A 15,807-nucleotide genomic window follows, 5' to 3' on the forward strand; every position below is an offset into this window, starting at 1 on the left:
GCTTATTTAAATTAAAACTGACAATCATCATATTACATTAAATATTATCTGGGTTAATTGCTAAGCTTTTAAAGAGTTTAGCCTTAGTAGTAAAAAATTTATTTTGCACCTGGTTTTGTTTTAACTCCGCATCAATTAGTTTGCTCTCTCGTGAGTTGATTAAGAATAAAGAACTTTCTCCAAAACTAAACTTTCGCTCTTCAGCACTTAAAAGTGTATTGTAATCACGAACAATATTGAAAATCAGTTCATTTTGAGTTACATACGAATCAAGTTCTTTATAAATTGCAAACACCTTGTTTTTGATTTCAACTTGCGCATTATCTCTTTCGTATTGGGCATCTTTCAATTTAAACTTTGCCAGCCGTAAATCACCACGTTCCTTTCTTAAAAACAAAGGAAAATAAAAATTTATACCCCCTTTATATTGCTGACTCTCAAATGAATTCAACAATTCAGGTGTAGCCGTCAAAAAATTGTAATTAACATCTATAGTGGGTAGTAATTTATTGATTTTTAATCTTTTATCTACCAATAAACCATCAATCTTAAAATCAAGTGATCTAAGCTTAGGGTGATTCTCTATGGTAAAACTATCTAAAGGTTTACCCATTATTTCCAATGTTACATCAATATCTTCTTCAACATTCACATCTGGTATAACGTTGGGTTGTAATTCTACAGGAACATCATTTATCCATAGAAAGTTTGATAACTCCAAAGTTTTATTCATTAATCTAACCTTAGCTTGCTCTAAGCCTAGGGCTCTATTTTGAACTGCAATTTTAGCTTCAACAGTATCTATTATTGCAATATCGCCGGCTATAGCTCTTCGCTTAACACCTTGAAAGCGAACTTCTGAATTCTTTAAAAAATTACTAAAAATCTTTGCGTCATTATATGCCTGCAACCAATCAAAGTAAGCTAAAGAAGCATCAAACAAAATCTTATTTACCAATAAATCTTGATCTGCTTTTGTTTGCTCACGGAAGAATTTTGCCTTTCGCAAAGTTGCCATACGTTCATTTATCCAAAAACCTCGCGCTAAAGACATTGATACTCCTGCACTGTATAGACCGTCTACCGGAAAGGTTTCATCTTGATTGATAAAATCGCCTTCAGATTGTTCAAAACCACCTTTAAATTCAACACCAAAATATGTTGGTATTTTAAACGTGCCATTTAATCGCTCCCAATACTCACTATCCTTAAACTCTTTACGTTCAAAATCAACCTCTATTTTAGGATCAAAACCACCACGTGCCTTCATTAAATTAGCTTGCCCAATAGAAATAGTCAACTGCGCCTGTTTTGCAATGGGATGGTATTTTTTCACATAGCCTAAATACTCATTGAAGTTGAGTGTTATGGTGTCTTGTTGGGCATTAACGATTATAACAATCAAAAATGCAACCGTGAACAGTAGCCTTTTCATCATCATTTCTTTTTTGCCGTAGCCATTTCATTTTCAGGTTGGTAGTAGTTAGGCGGGAATCCGTTTAACTGTCGCCATAGTTCAAACCAAATGGGAACATCTTCTAAAAGTGCAATAGTAGTTGCTCCTGATCCAGCCCTTAAATCCTTAGGCCATTCCTGATCGTTACTATCGGGAGCAAGCAATACTCTATACTTGCCATTTTCACTTATAAAACGATCTATAGCTACAACCTTGCCGCCGTAAGTTCCATAAGAAACATTTGGCCATCCACTAAAAACTATTGCTGGCCATCCGTCAAATTGAATACGAACCTCTTCACCTACATGTACTAAAGGTAAATCTATAGGCTGAACATAAGTTTCAACAGCCATATCAATACTTGAAGGCATAATACCTACCAATTTATCACCCTCTTTAAAAGTCTCTCCAATTCCGCCCTGGATTGCTCTATTGATATACCCATTTTGCGGAGCTCTTATGTAATAAAGGTCATTTCTTATGGAATAATTACTAAACTCATTTTCTAATTTAGTGACCTGCGCTTCAGAATCAAATTGATTTGATTGAGCTGTGAACATATCGCTCTGCGCTTTTGAAATCTTATCAGTATACTCCGCTTGAACACGACTTATTTCGACCTTAGCATTGATAACTTCATTCTTACTGGCCAACAACTTATTCTCTTGAGATATTAATTTTGCTTGAGTTTCTTGAAGTTTTAAGCGTTTTTGTTCAACATCAGTCACCGCCTTTAATCCTTCACTTTCAAGTTGAACAGTACGTTCATATTGCCTTTGAGCAATAGTAATATTTGTTTTAGATGCCTCAAAATCAATACTATCGCTTTGTACTTTTAATTTTGATTGTAACAGCTTATTCTTTGCTTGTTGTAACTTTAAACCTCGTTCATTTGCTAAGGCTCCAATTTGGGTATTAAGCGCCTTTACCTTTCCTTCATAAGAAGAAACAGACATTTCTTTGGCCTTTATTTGCTGACCAGTTCGTTCAACCAACCTTGGGTCAAAATATTCGTTCTTAACCTCTGAAATGAATAGAATGGTATCACCCTTATTCACAAAATCGCCCTCACGTACATACCACTTTTCAATTCGCCCTGGTATCGGAGATTGTATCGTTTGTGGTCTTTGGTCGGGTGTTAGCGTAGTTAAATAACCTTTACCTGTAATATTTTGAGTCCATGGTAGAAAAAGAACAATCAAACCAATAACCGAAAAAGCTAACAAAAAGCGATTAAACTGCTTGTAATGCCTTTTATGAAAAACCTTTTGGGCTGCCTTGTAACGAGAAAGATCTATTTTCTCATTCAATTTGTTTGGAGAAATATTAAGCATCTTTATTCGTTTTTTCGTTAACTATTTGACCCGCATCCATCGTAATAATTCTACCACACCGCTGCGACCATTTTTTATTTTCACTAACGATAATTAGAGCCCAGCCGTTTGTGCTATCGCTCAAAAAATTCATAATATCATTTGCTTCGTTATCATTAAATTGATCCAATGGGTCTTTCAACACCAAAAGCTTGGGTTTTCTAACAATACTTCTTGCTAAGACAATTTTCTTGGAAATTGTATATGGTATCTGCCTCCCCTCGGGGTATAAGACTGTTTTTAAACCTTGTGGCTGGTCTTTTACAAACTCAGTAAGCTTTGTTTTTTCAAGAGCCCAATAAACCTGCTCAGTAGTTACTGTAGGGTCACCAAAAGTGATATTATTTATAATTGTTCCCTCAAAAGGAGTCTCCTCACTTAAAGATTGCCCTAAATGTGAACGGTAATAGTTCAAATTAATCCCTGTAAGCGCAACATCATTTATGAAGATTTTACCTTCATCCGGTTCCAATATTCCTGCTATTAATCGTAATAAAGTAGACTTACCCGAACCACTTGGGCCTTGTAACAAAATAGAACAGCTTGGCGTAATAGTCAAGGAAACATTATCGATAATTTTCTTATCTCTATCCGGAACATGATAAGACACATCATTTAATTCTACATTAAATCCGGTGTTCTCTTTGAATGGCTTTTCCCCCATTTGAGGTTCTAAATCTTTATCAACTACTTGACCCAATTTTTCTAAAGAAGTTAATAAATCGTAAAAAGTTTCTAATCCGAGAATTAGCTTTTCAACAGAACTAATAACTAATAAAATAATAATCTCTGCAGCTACAAACTGCCCAATATTCATTTCTTGATTCAGTACCAAAAGCCCTCCAATTAATAAAAGTCCTCCGGTCACTAGTACTTTGAATCCAATCATTTGGATAAACTGAATGACCAGAATTTTAAAATGGCTTTCACGAGCTTCTAAATAATTGGCCACTAACGTATCATTTTTGTCAATAGCATGAGTGGTTTTACCAGATAGTTTAAAGCTTATTATGGATCTTGCAATTTCTTGAATCCAATGGGCAACCATGTACTTATTTTTTGATTCGTCAAGACTAGTTTCTAAGCCTTTTTGGGCAGTAAACTTGAAAACGACATAAATCAAAAGCAACAAAAGCAGACCATAAATGATAAAAAATGGATGATAAAATGAAAGTAATAACAACCCAAAAATTATCTGCAGTAAGGCAGCCGGAAAATCAATAAGTATTTTTGATAACCCTTTTTGAATAGTCAGGGTATCAAAAAATCTATTAGCTAATTCTGGAGGGTAAAAATTTCTGAGTTCGCTCATCTTAATTTTTGGAAAACGATACGAAAACTCAAATGAAGATCTTGTGAATATTTTTTGCTGAACGTTCTCGATAATTCGAATTTGCATGAGCTGTAATAAGCCAACAAAAGCAACACCTAAAGTTACCAAGACAACAAGAACAATCCACGAGGTACTTACTTGTGCGCCTTGAATAAGGTTAATAATTGCCTGAATACCTAAGGGCAGCGAAAGATTAACTAAACCGGCAAAAATTGCATAATAAAACACCTGAAAGACGTCTTTTTTATCAAGTGACAAAAGCCCTATAAGTCTTTGCCAAGACGTCAGTATAGTTTTAGCCATTAGTTTATTGGTCTATTGTTTTAAAAACTAAATCTAACATGAACTTACTCGGAGTATTTTCTTCATCGCAGTTGGTCAAGGTCTGAAAATGATCTTTCAAAAAATGTTGATGAAGAGAACCCTCTAAAATAGAACTAGCTAAACTAGAAGGATAGATATACTTAGCATTAACAGCATTTATCATTTCTTCTAAACGGGTAACCATTCTCTTGTAAATAACAAAATAACCGTCTTTATTTTCTTCATCTACTTCTTTGGTTAAAAATGACTTTGAAGATTCATTAATTACAATCTTATTTAGAAGCACCTCATTAATATGAGAGTAGGCATTATCTTCAACAATAGTTCTAGTAACAATGTTTATTGCTTGTGTTAATTTCTCTTTAGGGTCTGAAATACTATTTGTTGCAAAAACCAACTGATATTCCAACCAACCCCAATACCATGATGTTAGATAAACCAATAGTTTATGCTTATTTTCAAAGTATCGATAAATAGAACTTTCATTGGAACCTATTTTAATTCCTAATTTTTTGAAAGTGAAACTTTCAAACCCCATGTCATCAATCATGAGAATACTATGTTCAATGATACGTTTACCCAAATCAGAAGATTCAGGGTCTTTCAAATAAATTTTTTCATTAATTGCAATCTTGATGGTTTGTAAAAGCCTTTCCATTAGTTATTTTTTATGCCGCAAATATAATAGTATTACTTTTATGAATTAACTGTTTAACTTCTTTTTAACGTAAGTCTAACTATTTTAGTTGCAAATAACTCATAGATTTACTTTATTAAAAATCATGCCTATGAAGCAATTAATTACTCTAATTTTTTTAATTCTAATGATTTTTTCAGCACAAAGTCAACAAAATAATTTTATTAAAAAATTTGATTATTTCATCGAAAGCCGTGGAAATACTGATGCAAATCTGATACTGACTCTACCCTATCAGGAAATAGTGCGATTAGAAAGTAAATTGAATTCCAATTCAGGCTTAGGACCATCATTTAATTACTACGGAACATCAGTCATAGTAGATCAAATGAATATTCTACCTAATGGAAACAAACAAGTTATACTTCGCAGGGAAGATGGTCGTGATTTTTATGGATATAGACCCACTTTAAAGGCAATACTCGTTCAAGACTGCCAATAATAGGCTTCATTTATAAGAGTTAAACCAGCTAAACTGGGTATTAATAATATTTTCCTTTTGTTCTATTATGTAGGATAAAAAAGTTTTAGCAACAGGTGAAAACTTTTTCGATGGTAACCAGATAAGGTTCCAATTTGTTCTTATGGGTAGATTTGGCAAGTTATAGATATTAACACTATTATTTTTTAACTCGTTCTTAATACCTATTAAGGGCATAATAGAATAACCTAAACCCGCCACGACGGCTTGTTTAACGGCCTCATTAGAGGTGAGTTCAATTTTTTTAGAAACTTTTATGTGCTTTGAACTTAGGTAATTCTCCATTGCCATTCTCGTTGCAGAACCATTCTCTCTAAATATAAGTGGAGCTTCCGCTAAAGATTTTAAATTCATCGTTTTAGTCGGCTTCAAAATATTATCATTGCCCACTAAGTATAAAATGTTTTCCATAAGTTCTACCCTGTCAACTTTCAAGTGTTTTGGAAGTACCGATACTAAAGCAAAATCAACCTCATTATTTTCTAAATTCTGAACAACTGAGGATTTATTGGTAACATCCATTATTAAATCTACCCCAGAATGTTTAGACATAAAGCCTGATAAAAAATAAGGCATTACATACTTACCGGTAGAAACTACTGCCATTTTTAATCTTCCGGCTAATTTACCCCCATATTCAAGTGTTTTATAGTTAATCGCACTGATTTCATTCAACACATTTTCTGCAGCAATTGCAATTTCTTTTCCGAATTCAGTCAAAAATAACCGTCGACCAACCACCTCAGTTAAAGGGATTGGAAACTGATCTTGAAAATTTTTCAACTGAATTGACACAGCCGGTTGTGTCAAATGCAATTCTTCTGAAGCTTTTGTAATACTTTGATTTTGTGCCACTTTAACGAATATTCGGAGCTGATTCAAAGTATAATTCATAAATTTTATTTATATAATTCATTATAAATATAAATATTTATATATGAATAATTTGATTCAACTTTGCCAAAAATTTAGAATCATGTTGTTTAAACTTCCTATCGCTCAAAAGTTTACCAAAAGAAAAGATGCGTCAAGGCTGAACGACGCTTTATACCCTTTCTATTTCACTATAATGGGTATGGTTTTCGGTGGTGTTTTAATATTATCAGCAGTAAATAATTTTCTATTTTTTGAATGGCTCGCCTTGTCGATGACGATAATAATGGGCTTAATGACGATTCACTTATTAGGTAATCAACAAACAATAAAACATAAATCTTAAAACAAAAGAAGATGGAAACAATGATTAAAACAGATCAAAAAATTCAATTAGTTGATGGCAGTTTTTCAGCCTCTGAAGCATCAGATGTTATTCTTGCCCTCCTTGATGAAAAAATTAATTTTCATAAACTTCAACGTATTTCTTGGTGTGAAGGTAGTGCTGATGCCGATACTAAATACCCCGATGGTCGTATTCAAGAATTAGAAAATGAAAAACGAATTGCTAAAGAATTTATCTCTAGCATAAGAAGTGAAGGTAAAAGACTACGAATTAATGGTATTCTTGAAATCTCCCTCGAAGAATAATTGATGGATTTACACTTATTAGTTGACAATTTAACCAACCCAGCTCTATTATTCTTCTTTTTAGGAATAATTGCTGTTCAATTAAAAAGTGATTTAGAAATTCCGCCTAATTCCTCAAAATTTATATCCCTATACCTGCTTTTTGCAATTGGATTTAAAGGAGGGCTTGAGCTATCGCATAGTAATCTAAATATGGAGATTATTTGGTCTCTAATTTTCGGTATTGTTCTCGCCGTTCTAGTACCCATATATTCCTACTTTATTTTGCGTAGGAAGTTCTCTGTAGAAAATTCTGGCGCTATAGCAGCGGCATACGGCTCAGTTAGTGCGGTTACGTTTGTAACCGCACTTTCTTTTCTTGAAATGGAGCAAATTGATTTTGGTGGACATATGGTCGCCGTAATGGCACTTATGGAAGCTCCTTCCATAATTGTTGGTGTGTTATTGATGGCATTTTTCAAAAAAGAAAAACCAAAAAATGGGGATATTAAAAAAGTTCTTCATCATGCATTAACAAACGGCTCAGTTCTATTAATTCTTGGTAGTTTAGCCATTGGTTTTCTTGCTAATGAACATCAAGCAGAAGGTATTAAACCTTTTACAACTGATATTTTCAAAGGATTTTTGGCTGTATTTCTATTAGATATGGGTATTACTAGTGGTAAAAAACTCAAAGATTTTATAAAAAAAGGGCGCTTTGCCCTGATTTTCGCACTTATTGTTCCTATTCTCAATGGCATCTTTGTAGCCTGGTTTAGCCAGTATATTACAGATACTGAAGGCAATCGTTTTCTCTTTGCTATTTTAGCGGCCAGCGCGTCTTATATTGCCGTACCTGCTGCAATGAGACTAGCTGCTCCAAACGCAAATCCTAGTTTATATTTACCTATGGCATTAGCCATAACCTTTCCATTTAATATTACTTTAGGCATGCCACTTTATATGTATATTGTACAAAACTTTTAGTAGTACAATATGCAAAAACACAGGTGTGGTTGGTGTGAAGGTGATGCACTTTATGAAGCTTATCATGACAACGAATGGGGAGTACCACTTAAAGATGATGACACGTTGTTTGAGTTCTTAGTATTAGAAACGTTTCAAGCTGGTTTAAGTTGGATTACCATACTCAGAAAAAGACAAAATTTTAGAGCTGCTTTCGACCAATTTGACTATCACAAAATCGCCGAATACAAGCAGTCCAAAATAGATTCTTTATTACAAGATACCGGCATAGTACGTAACAAACTTAAAATTAATGCCACCGTATCAAATGCTAAAGCCTTTATACAAATACAAAAGCAATTTGGAAGCTTTAGCAAATACATTTGGCAGTTTGTAAATAATAAACCAATAAAGAATGCTTTCAAAAACTATAAAGACGCCCCGGCAAAAACAACGCTTTCAGATGCCTTAAGTAAAGACCTAAAGAAAAGAGGATTTAAGTTTGTTGGTAGTACTGTTATTTATGCTACCATGCAAGCTATAGGCATGGTAAATGACCATGAAACCAACTGTTTTAGATATCATGAAGTATAAATTATTCAGCACACTCATAGTTTTAGGATGTTTATTAGGTCAGGCTCAGATTAAACAAGAGCGCGAATTCAGAATTGATAAAAAGGATTTTCCTTCTCAGGCAATAGCTTTGATAAGCCCTTATGTTACTAATTCAAAAAGAGTGCGCTTTTATAAAGAAACTGATGGTGAAAAAACATCATTTGAAGCTAAGTTCAAAAAAGACAAACTCTTTTATAGTATTGAGTTTGATACCATAGGAAACCTTGAAGATATTGAGTTTGTTATTAGAAAAACTGATATTCCAACTGATGTATTCAAAAACATTGCTAATTACCTCAACGTCACCTATAAAAAAGTTAAACTAAAAAAAATTCAACAACAATATTTAGCAAAAGTCAACAATTCTGAAATAGTTTTAAAAGATGCTTTTCAAAATCTCTTACTTCAATCTATTCGTTATGAAATAATTATAAGCGCTAAAGCAAAAAAAGGCTTTCAGATTTTTGAAATAACTTTTGACTCTCAAGGAAAGCAGATTAGTACTCGTAGGTTTTCAGATTCAAAATATGACCATGTACTTTATTAATAAAAAGACATTTCATTTTTTGGCAATGTTACTTCCTACTTTAACCTTAATGGCTCAGGAAAACTTTACTGGGTATTGGCAATCTTCAATTGCCTTAAATTATGGAGTAGCAGGTGGGTATTCCCATAACTTTTCAATTAAAAACAGAAACTACATTTATAACAATGAATCTTTGCAATTGAATGTTAGGCAAATTGATTTTGCCCATTTTTCAAACTATAAAATTCAAGATAATCAAAGCCTCGCGCTGGGCATATTATATAGGTCCAGAAATATTTTTGAAGATGGTATTGATGAACTGCGTTTAACCCAACAATACAACTTGCAATCTAAACCATATGTTATACGTTATGGGCATCGTTTACGAAGTGAGCAACGCTTGAATAAAAATATTACAATTCATCGGTTTAGATATCGGTTTAGTCTTGATTTTCCATTAAAGGGAGAAAAGCTTAATGTTGGAGAGCCTTATTTTGTGGGTAATATAGAAAGCTTGCTAAGTGTTGCAAAAATGAATCAACCACAATATGATACTAGGCTCACAGCTCATTTTGGCTGGCAATTGACGAATAATACCAAGTTACAAATTGGTTCAGAGTACCGTTTAGAAAACTTCAGTCAGAACTTAGAACACATATTTTTTTTTTTAACCACCTTAAATTTCTCGCTTTAAATTGTAAGAAGCTTCTTTGAATTCCCTTCAACCTTAAACAAAACTATTTTTGTTACTTTAGCACAAACCACTTTAATCTTCAAACATTTTGGGAATTCTCACAATTATCTCGTTTTTAGGATTTACACTTTTTGTCGCTTTTGTTGCATGGTATGCTACTCGCAAAACTGATGAAAAATCGGCTGATGGCTATTACTTAGGCGGTCGTAGCCTTGGGGCAATTACCATTGCCGGTTCCTTATTATTGACAAATCTGTCAGCAGAACAAATTGTTGGATTAAATGGTCAAGCTTTTGCAGAAGGCCTAATGGTTATGGCTTGGGAAACTTTAGCAGCGATCGCAATGATTTTTACGGCAATTTATTTGTTGCCCAAATACATGAAGAAAGGAATTACTACAATTCCTGAATTTGTTGAAAAGAGATTTGACCAACAAACAAAAGCTTTGTTGTCCATACTCTTTCTCTTTGCATATGGAATAGTATTATTACCAACTATATTATATTCTGGCTCACTGGCGTTCAGTACCATGTTTGATTTACCTAATATCATGGGGGTAACTCCATGGACCGTTATATGGATATGTGTAATAACTATCGGTTTGATAGGAATGGTTTACGCCATTTTTGGTGGTTTAAAAGCCGTTGCAGTTTCTGACCTCATCAACGCAATCGGGCTTTTAATAGGTGGGCTACTGATTCCTATATTTGGCTTGTTATTAATTGGTGATGGAGATTTAGGGAGTGGATTAGGGATTTTATGGGATACTAATCCAGAAAAATTTAAAATGAAAGGGGCTGTAGATTCTTCTATCCCTTTTGGAACAATCTTTACAGGCATGATGCTTGCTCAAATCTATTATTGGGGTACTAATCAATCTATTTTACAGCGTGTTTTTGGAGCAAAAAGCCTTAAAGAAGGTCAAAAAGGAATGTTATTGGCAGCTTTCGTCAAGTTTGTTATTCCTATAATTGTTGTATTGCCAGGTATCATTGCATGGCATGTTTTTGAAGGACAGTTAGACAATCCGGATCAAGCTTATCCTGCCCTTGTTGCAAAAGTATTACCAGGTGCATTTACTGGTTTCTTTGCTGCGGTTCTTTTTGGTGCTGTATTAAGTTCGTTTAATAGTTTATTAAATAGCAGTGCAACACTTTTTGGTTTTGATTTATATCGCATGTATTTTAAGAAAGATGCTACAGAAGTTGAAACTGTAAAAGCCGGAAAAACATTTGGAATAGGACTAGCCGTTGTATCAATGTTAATTGCTCCTTTCATAGCTTTTGCTCCTGATGGTTTATTTAGTTATATCCAGCAATCTTTGGGGAGTTTAAGCGTGCCAATTTTAGCAGTAGTAATGACGGGGGTCCTCACGAAAAAAGTACCCGCTATTGGAGCTAAAGTAGTCATGGTAGGCGGTGTGTTATTGTACTTAATTAGTCTGCTATTGTTAGAACCTCATTTTAGAGAAACCGCGGTTTCAATGGCGCAATCCCAAGGTATAACTGACTTAAATGAACTAAGTATCATTAAGGCCAAAGCCTATCCTCATTACTTACATGTAATGGGAATTTTATTCGTATTTAATATTATTGTCATGCTGGTTTTTGGTTGGCTAAAGCCAAAGAAATCAATTACGGAAGAAGAAACTACAGATGTTATAGACATCACTCCGTGGAAATATGCATTTGTTGTCGGAGCGGTAATTGCCCTTTTGGTAATCAGTACATATTTTATTTTCTCATAAATACATTTTAGATTTCATAGTTTTCAATGAAAAAGACTTGGTGGAAAGAAGGTGTGGTATATCAAATATATCCTCGTTCATTTAATGACACTTCAGGCAATGGTATTGGCGATATTGACGGTGTCATAGAAAAATTAGATTATATAAAATCTTTAGGTGTTGACATCATCTGGCTTTGCCCTGTATATGAATCACCAAACGATGATAATGGCTATGACATCAGTAATTATCGTAAAATTTCTGAAGATTTTGGTGGTCAGAAGGCTTTCAATGAATTACTTGAGAAAACCCATCAAAAAGGGCTTAAACTAGTAATGGATTTGGTTGCAAATCATACTTCAGATGAACACTATTGGTTTACTGAATCGAAGAAATCAAAGACAAATCCATATCGTGATTATTACATATGGAAGGATGGAGTGAACGGCGGTCCGCCTAATAACTGGGAGTCCTTTTTTAATGGAAGTACTTGGGAATATGATAAAACAACAGACCAATATTATTTACATTATTTCACTAAAAAGCAGCCTGACCTCAATTGGGAAAATCCGAAAGTTCGCAAAGAGATATTTGATGTTGTTGAATACTGGTTTAAAAAGGGTGTTGACGGATTTAGAATGGATGTAATTTCATTAATTTCAAAACCGGACGGCTACCCTAATTCCGAATTTGAAAAATTTCAAGAAACGATTATTAACTATTATGCCAACGGACCTAAAATTCATCAGTATTTAAATGAAATGAATCAAGAGGTTTTGAGTAAATATGATATTATGACCGTGGGAGAAGGCCCCGGAATTGATTTAGAAAATGGCCCTCTCTACGTTGACGAGAAAAGGGAAGAACTGAATATGGTCTTTCATTTTGACCATATGTTTATTGATTGTGGCGTTGGTGGAAAATACGATCCTATACCCATTAATTTTAAAACTTTTAAAACTGTTTTTAATGATTGGGACAAAGCATTAAAAAACAAAGGTTGGGGCAGTATCTTTTTGGGTAACCATGATTTTAGTAGAATGGTTTCCCGTTTTGGTAATGACAAAAAATATCATGAAGCTTCATCAAAATTGTTGGCTACGCTATTATTAACCATGAGAGGAACGACTTATATATATCAAGGTGATGAGATTGGAATGACTAATGTAGCTTATAATAGTATTAAAGATTATAATGATGTTGAAACCCTAAATGCATGGAAATCCGCTGAAGCTAATGGTCAAGATATGAATCGTTTTTTTGATGTTGTTCATCTACAAAGCAGAGATAACGCTCGTACGCCAATGCAATGGAACGATAAAAACAATGCAGGTTTTACTGATGGAACTCCTTGGCTTCAAACAAACCCAAATTATAAAAAAATCAATGTTTCAAAACAAGAAAAAAAAGCAAATTCCATATTAAATTACTATCGAGAAATGGTTGCTTTTAGAAAAGAAAATAAAACCTTTGTTTATGGAGACTATGAGTGTTTAGATGTAGACAACCCTGCTATTTATGCCTATAGACGTTGGGATGAAAACGAAAAATTTTTAGTAGTTCATAATTTTTCAGACCATTCCGTAAATTGGTCTTACAACTTAAATCAAAGGCAGTATATTTTACTTAAATCAAACTCAAGCGAAAATCAAAAAGATATTTTTGAATTTGCTCCCTGGCAAGTCAAAATTCTCAAACAGAAGTAAAACTGACTTAGTTTTCTTTATGCAATATTTGCATAAACTTATCTCGAGCCATTTCTTGTGCTCCTAAGCTTTCTAAATGCTGAGTGTACACTTGACAATCAATAAGCTTATACGACTCATTTCTGAGTTCATTTACCATATGAATAAATGCAAATTTAGAAGCATTTGAAACTAAACTAAACATGCTTTCACCACAAAATACGTGGCCTAAATCAATACCATACAAGCCACCAACTAAGTTACTATTTTGCCAAACTTCATAGGATTTTGCAAAACCTTTTTCATGCAAACTCAAGTAGGCTTCCTTCATTTTTGGAGTAATCCACGTACCTTCTTGTCCTTTGCGCTCTAGCACAGAACAATGCTCAATTACCTTATCAAAACATTTATTTTTTGTCAATTCGAATTGGTTGCTAGCGATAATTTTCCGCATGCTTTTTGAAACCTTTAATTTGTCAGGAAATAAGACCATTCTAGGATCAGGACTCCACCACAAAATCAGTGCATCTTCATTAAACCATGGAAAAATGCCATTCTGGTATGCTAGCAATAATCTTTCCGGTGATAAGTCTCCCCCAACTGCCAATAAACCTTCAGGGTTAGCATTAGAAACAGGAGGGAACTCCAATCGATCATTTAAAAAGAATAAAGGCTTATTCTTTCCATTGTTTTCCATGGATGCAATTTTTCCTTAAAAATATAGATTTTTATTAAAATTGATCTACCTAATAAGCTCAGAACTTACTAGAAAGGAAGGTCGTCGTGATCTTCTTCTTTGACATCATCAGCCGGTTCAAATGCTTCCATAGGTGGAACGGGTGGCATGCCTTCAGGACTGCTTTCTTGCTGCAGATTTTCAATACGCCAACCTTGAATACTATTAAAGTATTTGGTTTCACCTTGAGGGTTGACCCACTCACGACCTCTGAGGTTAATGCTAATTTTTACCGTCTGGCCTTCACCGTAACTATTTAATAAATCACATTTGTCTTGAACAAATTCAACCAAAATATGCTGTGGATACTGTTCTTCTGTTGTTATTACCACTTCACGCTTTCTGAAACCATTATTACCATAGGTTTTGGTCTCATTTATCATTTTGATTTTTCCCTGAACTTCCATTATAACTGAATTTATTTAAGCTTCAAAAATACGTAAAATCATGTCTAAATTGATATTGCTCTAAGGTCGTTTTTCAACAATTCCTGTCTTTTTGCGTTATCTTTGAGAGTGAACTAGTTTACTAATTCGACCTTTAATGAAATTCAATCCAAAAAGACGGACTTCGAATGTCATTCTATTGATTTCAGCTTTTGTTATTGTAAGCCTAATCCTTTGGAATACAAATATTTTCTTTGAAAAATTTAAACAGGAAGAACGTTTAAAAATAGAGAACTGGGCAGCCGCTCAAGCAAAGATTGACAATGCACCTATTGATGAAGAACTCGGAAATCTTCCAATTCAAATTCTCAGAAATAACACTTCAACACCAATGATTTTGGTAAATAAAGATGGTTCAATAAAAACTCATAATCTTATTAATGATTCTGATTTAGACACTATTCAAATTGAAAACAAGATTAAAAAGTTTCAAAATGAAAATGAACCTATTTTAATGACTTACAAAGGGGAAGAACTTGCTACACTTTATTACGGCAATTCTGATGTGCTCAACAAATTAAAATACTATCCGATTGCTCTACTACTTATTATCTTTCTTTTTGGAGCGGTAATTTTCTTTTTCTTTAAAACAAATAAAGCATCCGAACAAAACAAGTTGTGGGCCGGTATGGCTAAAGAAACTGCCCATCAAATAGGCACCCCCTTAACTTCTTTATTAGGCTGGAACGAAATTTTAAAGTCGGAAAACATCAATCCGGAAATCACTAAAGAAATAGAAAAAGATATTGACCGCTTACAAACCATAACAGAGCGCTTTTCTAAGGTAGGCTCTGTTCCCAATTTAGAAGTTCATGATATTGTCGCTGAGACTGAAAAGGCCTATCAGTATCTAAAAAGAAGAAGTTCTAAACTTATTCATTTTTCATTTAGTTCTGAATTAAATGAACTTTCTGTACTATTAAACCCGCCTTTATACAATTGGAGTATTGAAAACCTCGTTAAGAATGGTATAGATGCTATGAAAGGCAAAGGAAATATTGCTATTCAAATAGAAAAGAATGGAAATTTCGTGAATATTATGATTTCAGATACTGGACACGGAATTTCAAAAAGTGATTATCAATCCATCTTTAACCCAGGAGTTACCTCAAAAAAAAGAGGCTGGGGATTAGGTTTGTCTTTAGTTAAAAGAATTATTGAAGAGTACCATAAAGGAAAGATAAAAGTGCTTTCTTCTAGTAAAGAAGGAACCATTATGCAAATTTCACTTAAAGCAGTTGTTTAG

At 33.8% G+C, this 15,807-nt stretch carries 17 protein-coding genes; 10 read left to right on the forward strand and 7 right to left on the reverse strand.

The features are described 5' to 3' along the window. Nucleotides 1–37: 37 nt before the first annotated feature. The 4 genes from RM520_RS00850 to RM520_RS00865 are packed head-to-tail and all read right to left on the reverse strand — an operon-like array spanning nucleotide 38 to nucleotide 5,144. Nucleotides 38–1,435, reverse strand: coding sequence for a TolC family protein (locus RM520_RS00850; protein WP_311386646.1), 1,398 nt, complete (start codon nucleotides 1,433–1,435; stop codon nucleotides 38–40). A gap of 2 nt (nucleotides 1,436–1,437) precedes the next feature. Continuing rightward, nucleotides 1,438–2,790 (reverse strand): HlyD family secretion protein, encoded by a 1,353-nt coding sequence (locus RM520_RS00855; RefSeq protein WP_311383810.1) that lies wholly within the window; start codon nucleotides 2,788–2,790, stop codon nucleotides 1,438–1,440. Continuing rightward, nucleotides 2,783–4,465, reverse strand: a complete 1,683-nt coding sequence (locus RM520_RS00860; protein ID WP_311383811.1) for a peptidase domain-containing ABC transporter — start codon at nucleotides 4,463–4,465, stop codon at nucleotides 2,783–2,785. Before RM520_RS00860 ends, RM520_RS00855 begins: the two co-directional genes overlap by 8 nt. A 4-nt stretch (nucleotides 4,466–4,469) precedes the next feature. After that, nucleotides 4,470–5,144, reverse strand: a complete 675-nt coding sequence (locus RM520_RS00865) for a TetR/AcrR family transcriptional regulator (protein ID WP_311383812.1) — start codon at nucleotides 5,142–5,144, stop codon at nucleotides 4,470–4,472. Between the two features lie 130 nt (nucleotides 5,145–5,274). On the opposite strand from RM520_RS00865, the gene RM520_RS00870 reads away from it, so the two are divergent. Next, nucleotides 5,275–5,625, forward strand: coding sequence for a hypothetical protein (locus tag RM520_RS00870; RefSeq protein ID WP_311383813.1), 351 nt, complete (start codon nucleotides 5,275–5,277; stop codon nucleotides 5,623–5,625). 6 nt (nucleotides 5,626–5,631) lie between these two features. Here RM520_RS00870 and RM520_RS00875 read toward each other — a convergent pair whose 3' ends face one another. Beyond that, nucleotides 5,632–6,558 (reverse strand): LysR family transcriptional regulator, encoded by a 927-nt coding sequence (locus RM520_RS00875; RefSeq protein ID WP_311386647.1) that lies wholly within the window; start codon nucleotides 6,556–6,558, stop codon nucleotides 5,632–5,634. A gap of 82 nt (nucleotides 6,559–6,640) precedes the next feature. On the opposite strand from RM520_RS00875, the gene RM520_RS00880 reads away from it, so the two are divergent. The 8 genes from RM520_RS00880 to RM520_RS00915 all read left to right on the forward strand — a co-directional run bounded on the left by RM520_RS00880 (nucleotide 6,641) and on the right by RM520_RS00915 (nucleotide 13,400). Then, on the forward strand, nucleotides 6,641–6,883 hold the full coding sequence (locus RM520_RS00880; RefSeq protein WP_311383815.1) for a hypothetical protein: 243 nt from the start codon (nucleotides 6,641–6,643) through the stop codon (nucleotides 6,881–6,883). Nucleotides 6,884–6,894: 11 nt separating this feature from the next. After that, complete coding sequence (locus RM520_RS00885) at nucleotides 6,895–7,188, forward strand: hypothetical protein (RefSeq protein WP_311383816.1); 294 nt, start codon at nucleotides 6,895–6,897, stop codon at nucleotides 7,186–7,188. Between the two features lie 3 nt (nucleotides 7,189–7,191). Next, nucleotides 7,192–8,154: a sodium-dependent bicarbonate transport family permease gene (locus RM520_RS00890; RefSeq protein ID WP_311386648.1), complete on the forward strand. Its 963-nt coding sequence runs from the start codon at nucleotides 7,192–7,194 to the stop codon at nucleotides 8,152–8,154. 9 nt (nucleotides 8,155–8,163) lie between these two features. Continuing rightward, nucleotides 8,164–8,727, forward strand: a complete 564-nt coding sequence (locus RM520_RS00895; protein WP_311383818.1) for a DNA-3-methyladenine glycosylase I — start codon at nucleotides 8,164–8,166, stop codon at nucleotides 8,725–8,727. Beyond that, nucleotides 8,717–9,295, forward strand: coding sequence for a hypothetical protein (locus RM520_RS00900; RefSeq protein ID WP_311383819.1), 579 nt, complete (start codon nucleotides 8,717–8,719; stop codon nucleotides 9,293–9,295). Before RM520_RS00895 ends, RM520_RS00900 begins: the two co-directional genes overlap by 11 nt. Then, nucleotides 9,276–9,968, forward strand: a complete 693-nt coding sequence (locus tag RM520_RS00905) for a DUF2490 domain-containing protein (protein WP_311386649.1) — start codon at nucleotides 9,276–9,278, stop codon at nucleotides 9,966–9,968. Before RM520_RS00900 ends, RM520_RS00905 begins: the two co-directional genes overlap by 20 nt. Nucleotides 9,969–10,062: 94 nt before the next feature. Next, nucleotides 10,063–11,715, forward strand: a complete 1,653-nt coding sequence (locus tag RM520_RS00910; RefSeq protein WP_311384884.1) for a solute:sodium symporter family transporter — start codon at nucleotides 10,063–10,065, stop codon at nucleotides 11,713–11,715. Nucleotides 11,716–11,741: 26 nt separating this feature from the next. Next, entirely contained in the window at nucleotides 11,742–13,400 is a 1,659-nt protein-coding gene (locus tag RM520_RS00915) for a glycoside hydrolase family 13 protein (RefSeq protein WP_311383821.1), read from the forward strand. A gap of 7 nt (nucleotides 13,401–13,407) precedes the next feature. Here RM520_RS00915 and aat read toward each other — a convergent pair whose 3' ends face one another. Beyond that, the gene (gene aat / locus RM520_RS00920) at nucleotides 13,408–14,076 is read right to left on the reverse strand and encodes a leucyl/phenylalanyl-tRNA--protein transferase (RefSeq protein WP_311386650.1); all 669 of its coding nucleotides are present in this window, start codon (nucleotides 14,074–14,076) and stop codon (nucleotides 13,408–13,410) included. A gap of 68 nt (nucleotides 14,077–14,144) precedes the next feature. Then, complete coding sequence (locus RM520_RS00925; protein WP_311386651.1) at nucleotides 14,145–14,522, reverse strand: DUF3127 domain-containing protein; 378 nt, start codon at nucleotides 14,520–14,522, stop codon at nucleotides 14,145–14,147. A gap of 136 nt (nucleotides 14,523–14,658) precedes the next feature. Here RM520_RS00925 and RM520_RS00930 point away from each other — a divergent pair, with 136 nt between their 5' ends. Beyond that, the gene (locus RM520_RS00930) at nucleotides 14,659–15,807 is read left to right on the forward strand and encodes a sensor histidine kinase (RefSeq protein WP_311383824.1); all 1,149 of its coding nucleotides are present in this window, start codon (nucleotides 14,659–14,661) and stop codon (nucleotides 15,805–15,807) included.

The sequence above is a fragment of the Croceitalea vernalis genome, assembly GCF_031846405.1.
In the GTDB taxonomy this organism is placed as follows: Bacteria; Bacteroidota; Bacteroidia; order Flavobacteriales; family Flavobacteriaceae; genus Croceitalea; species Croceitalea vernalis.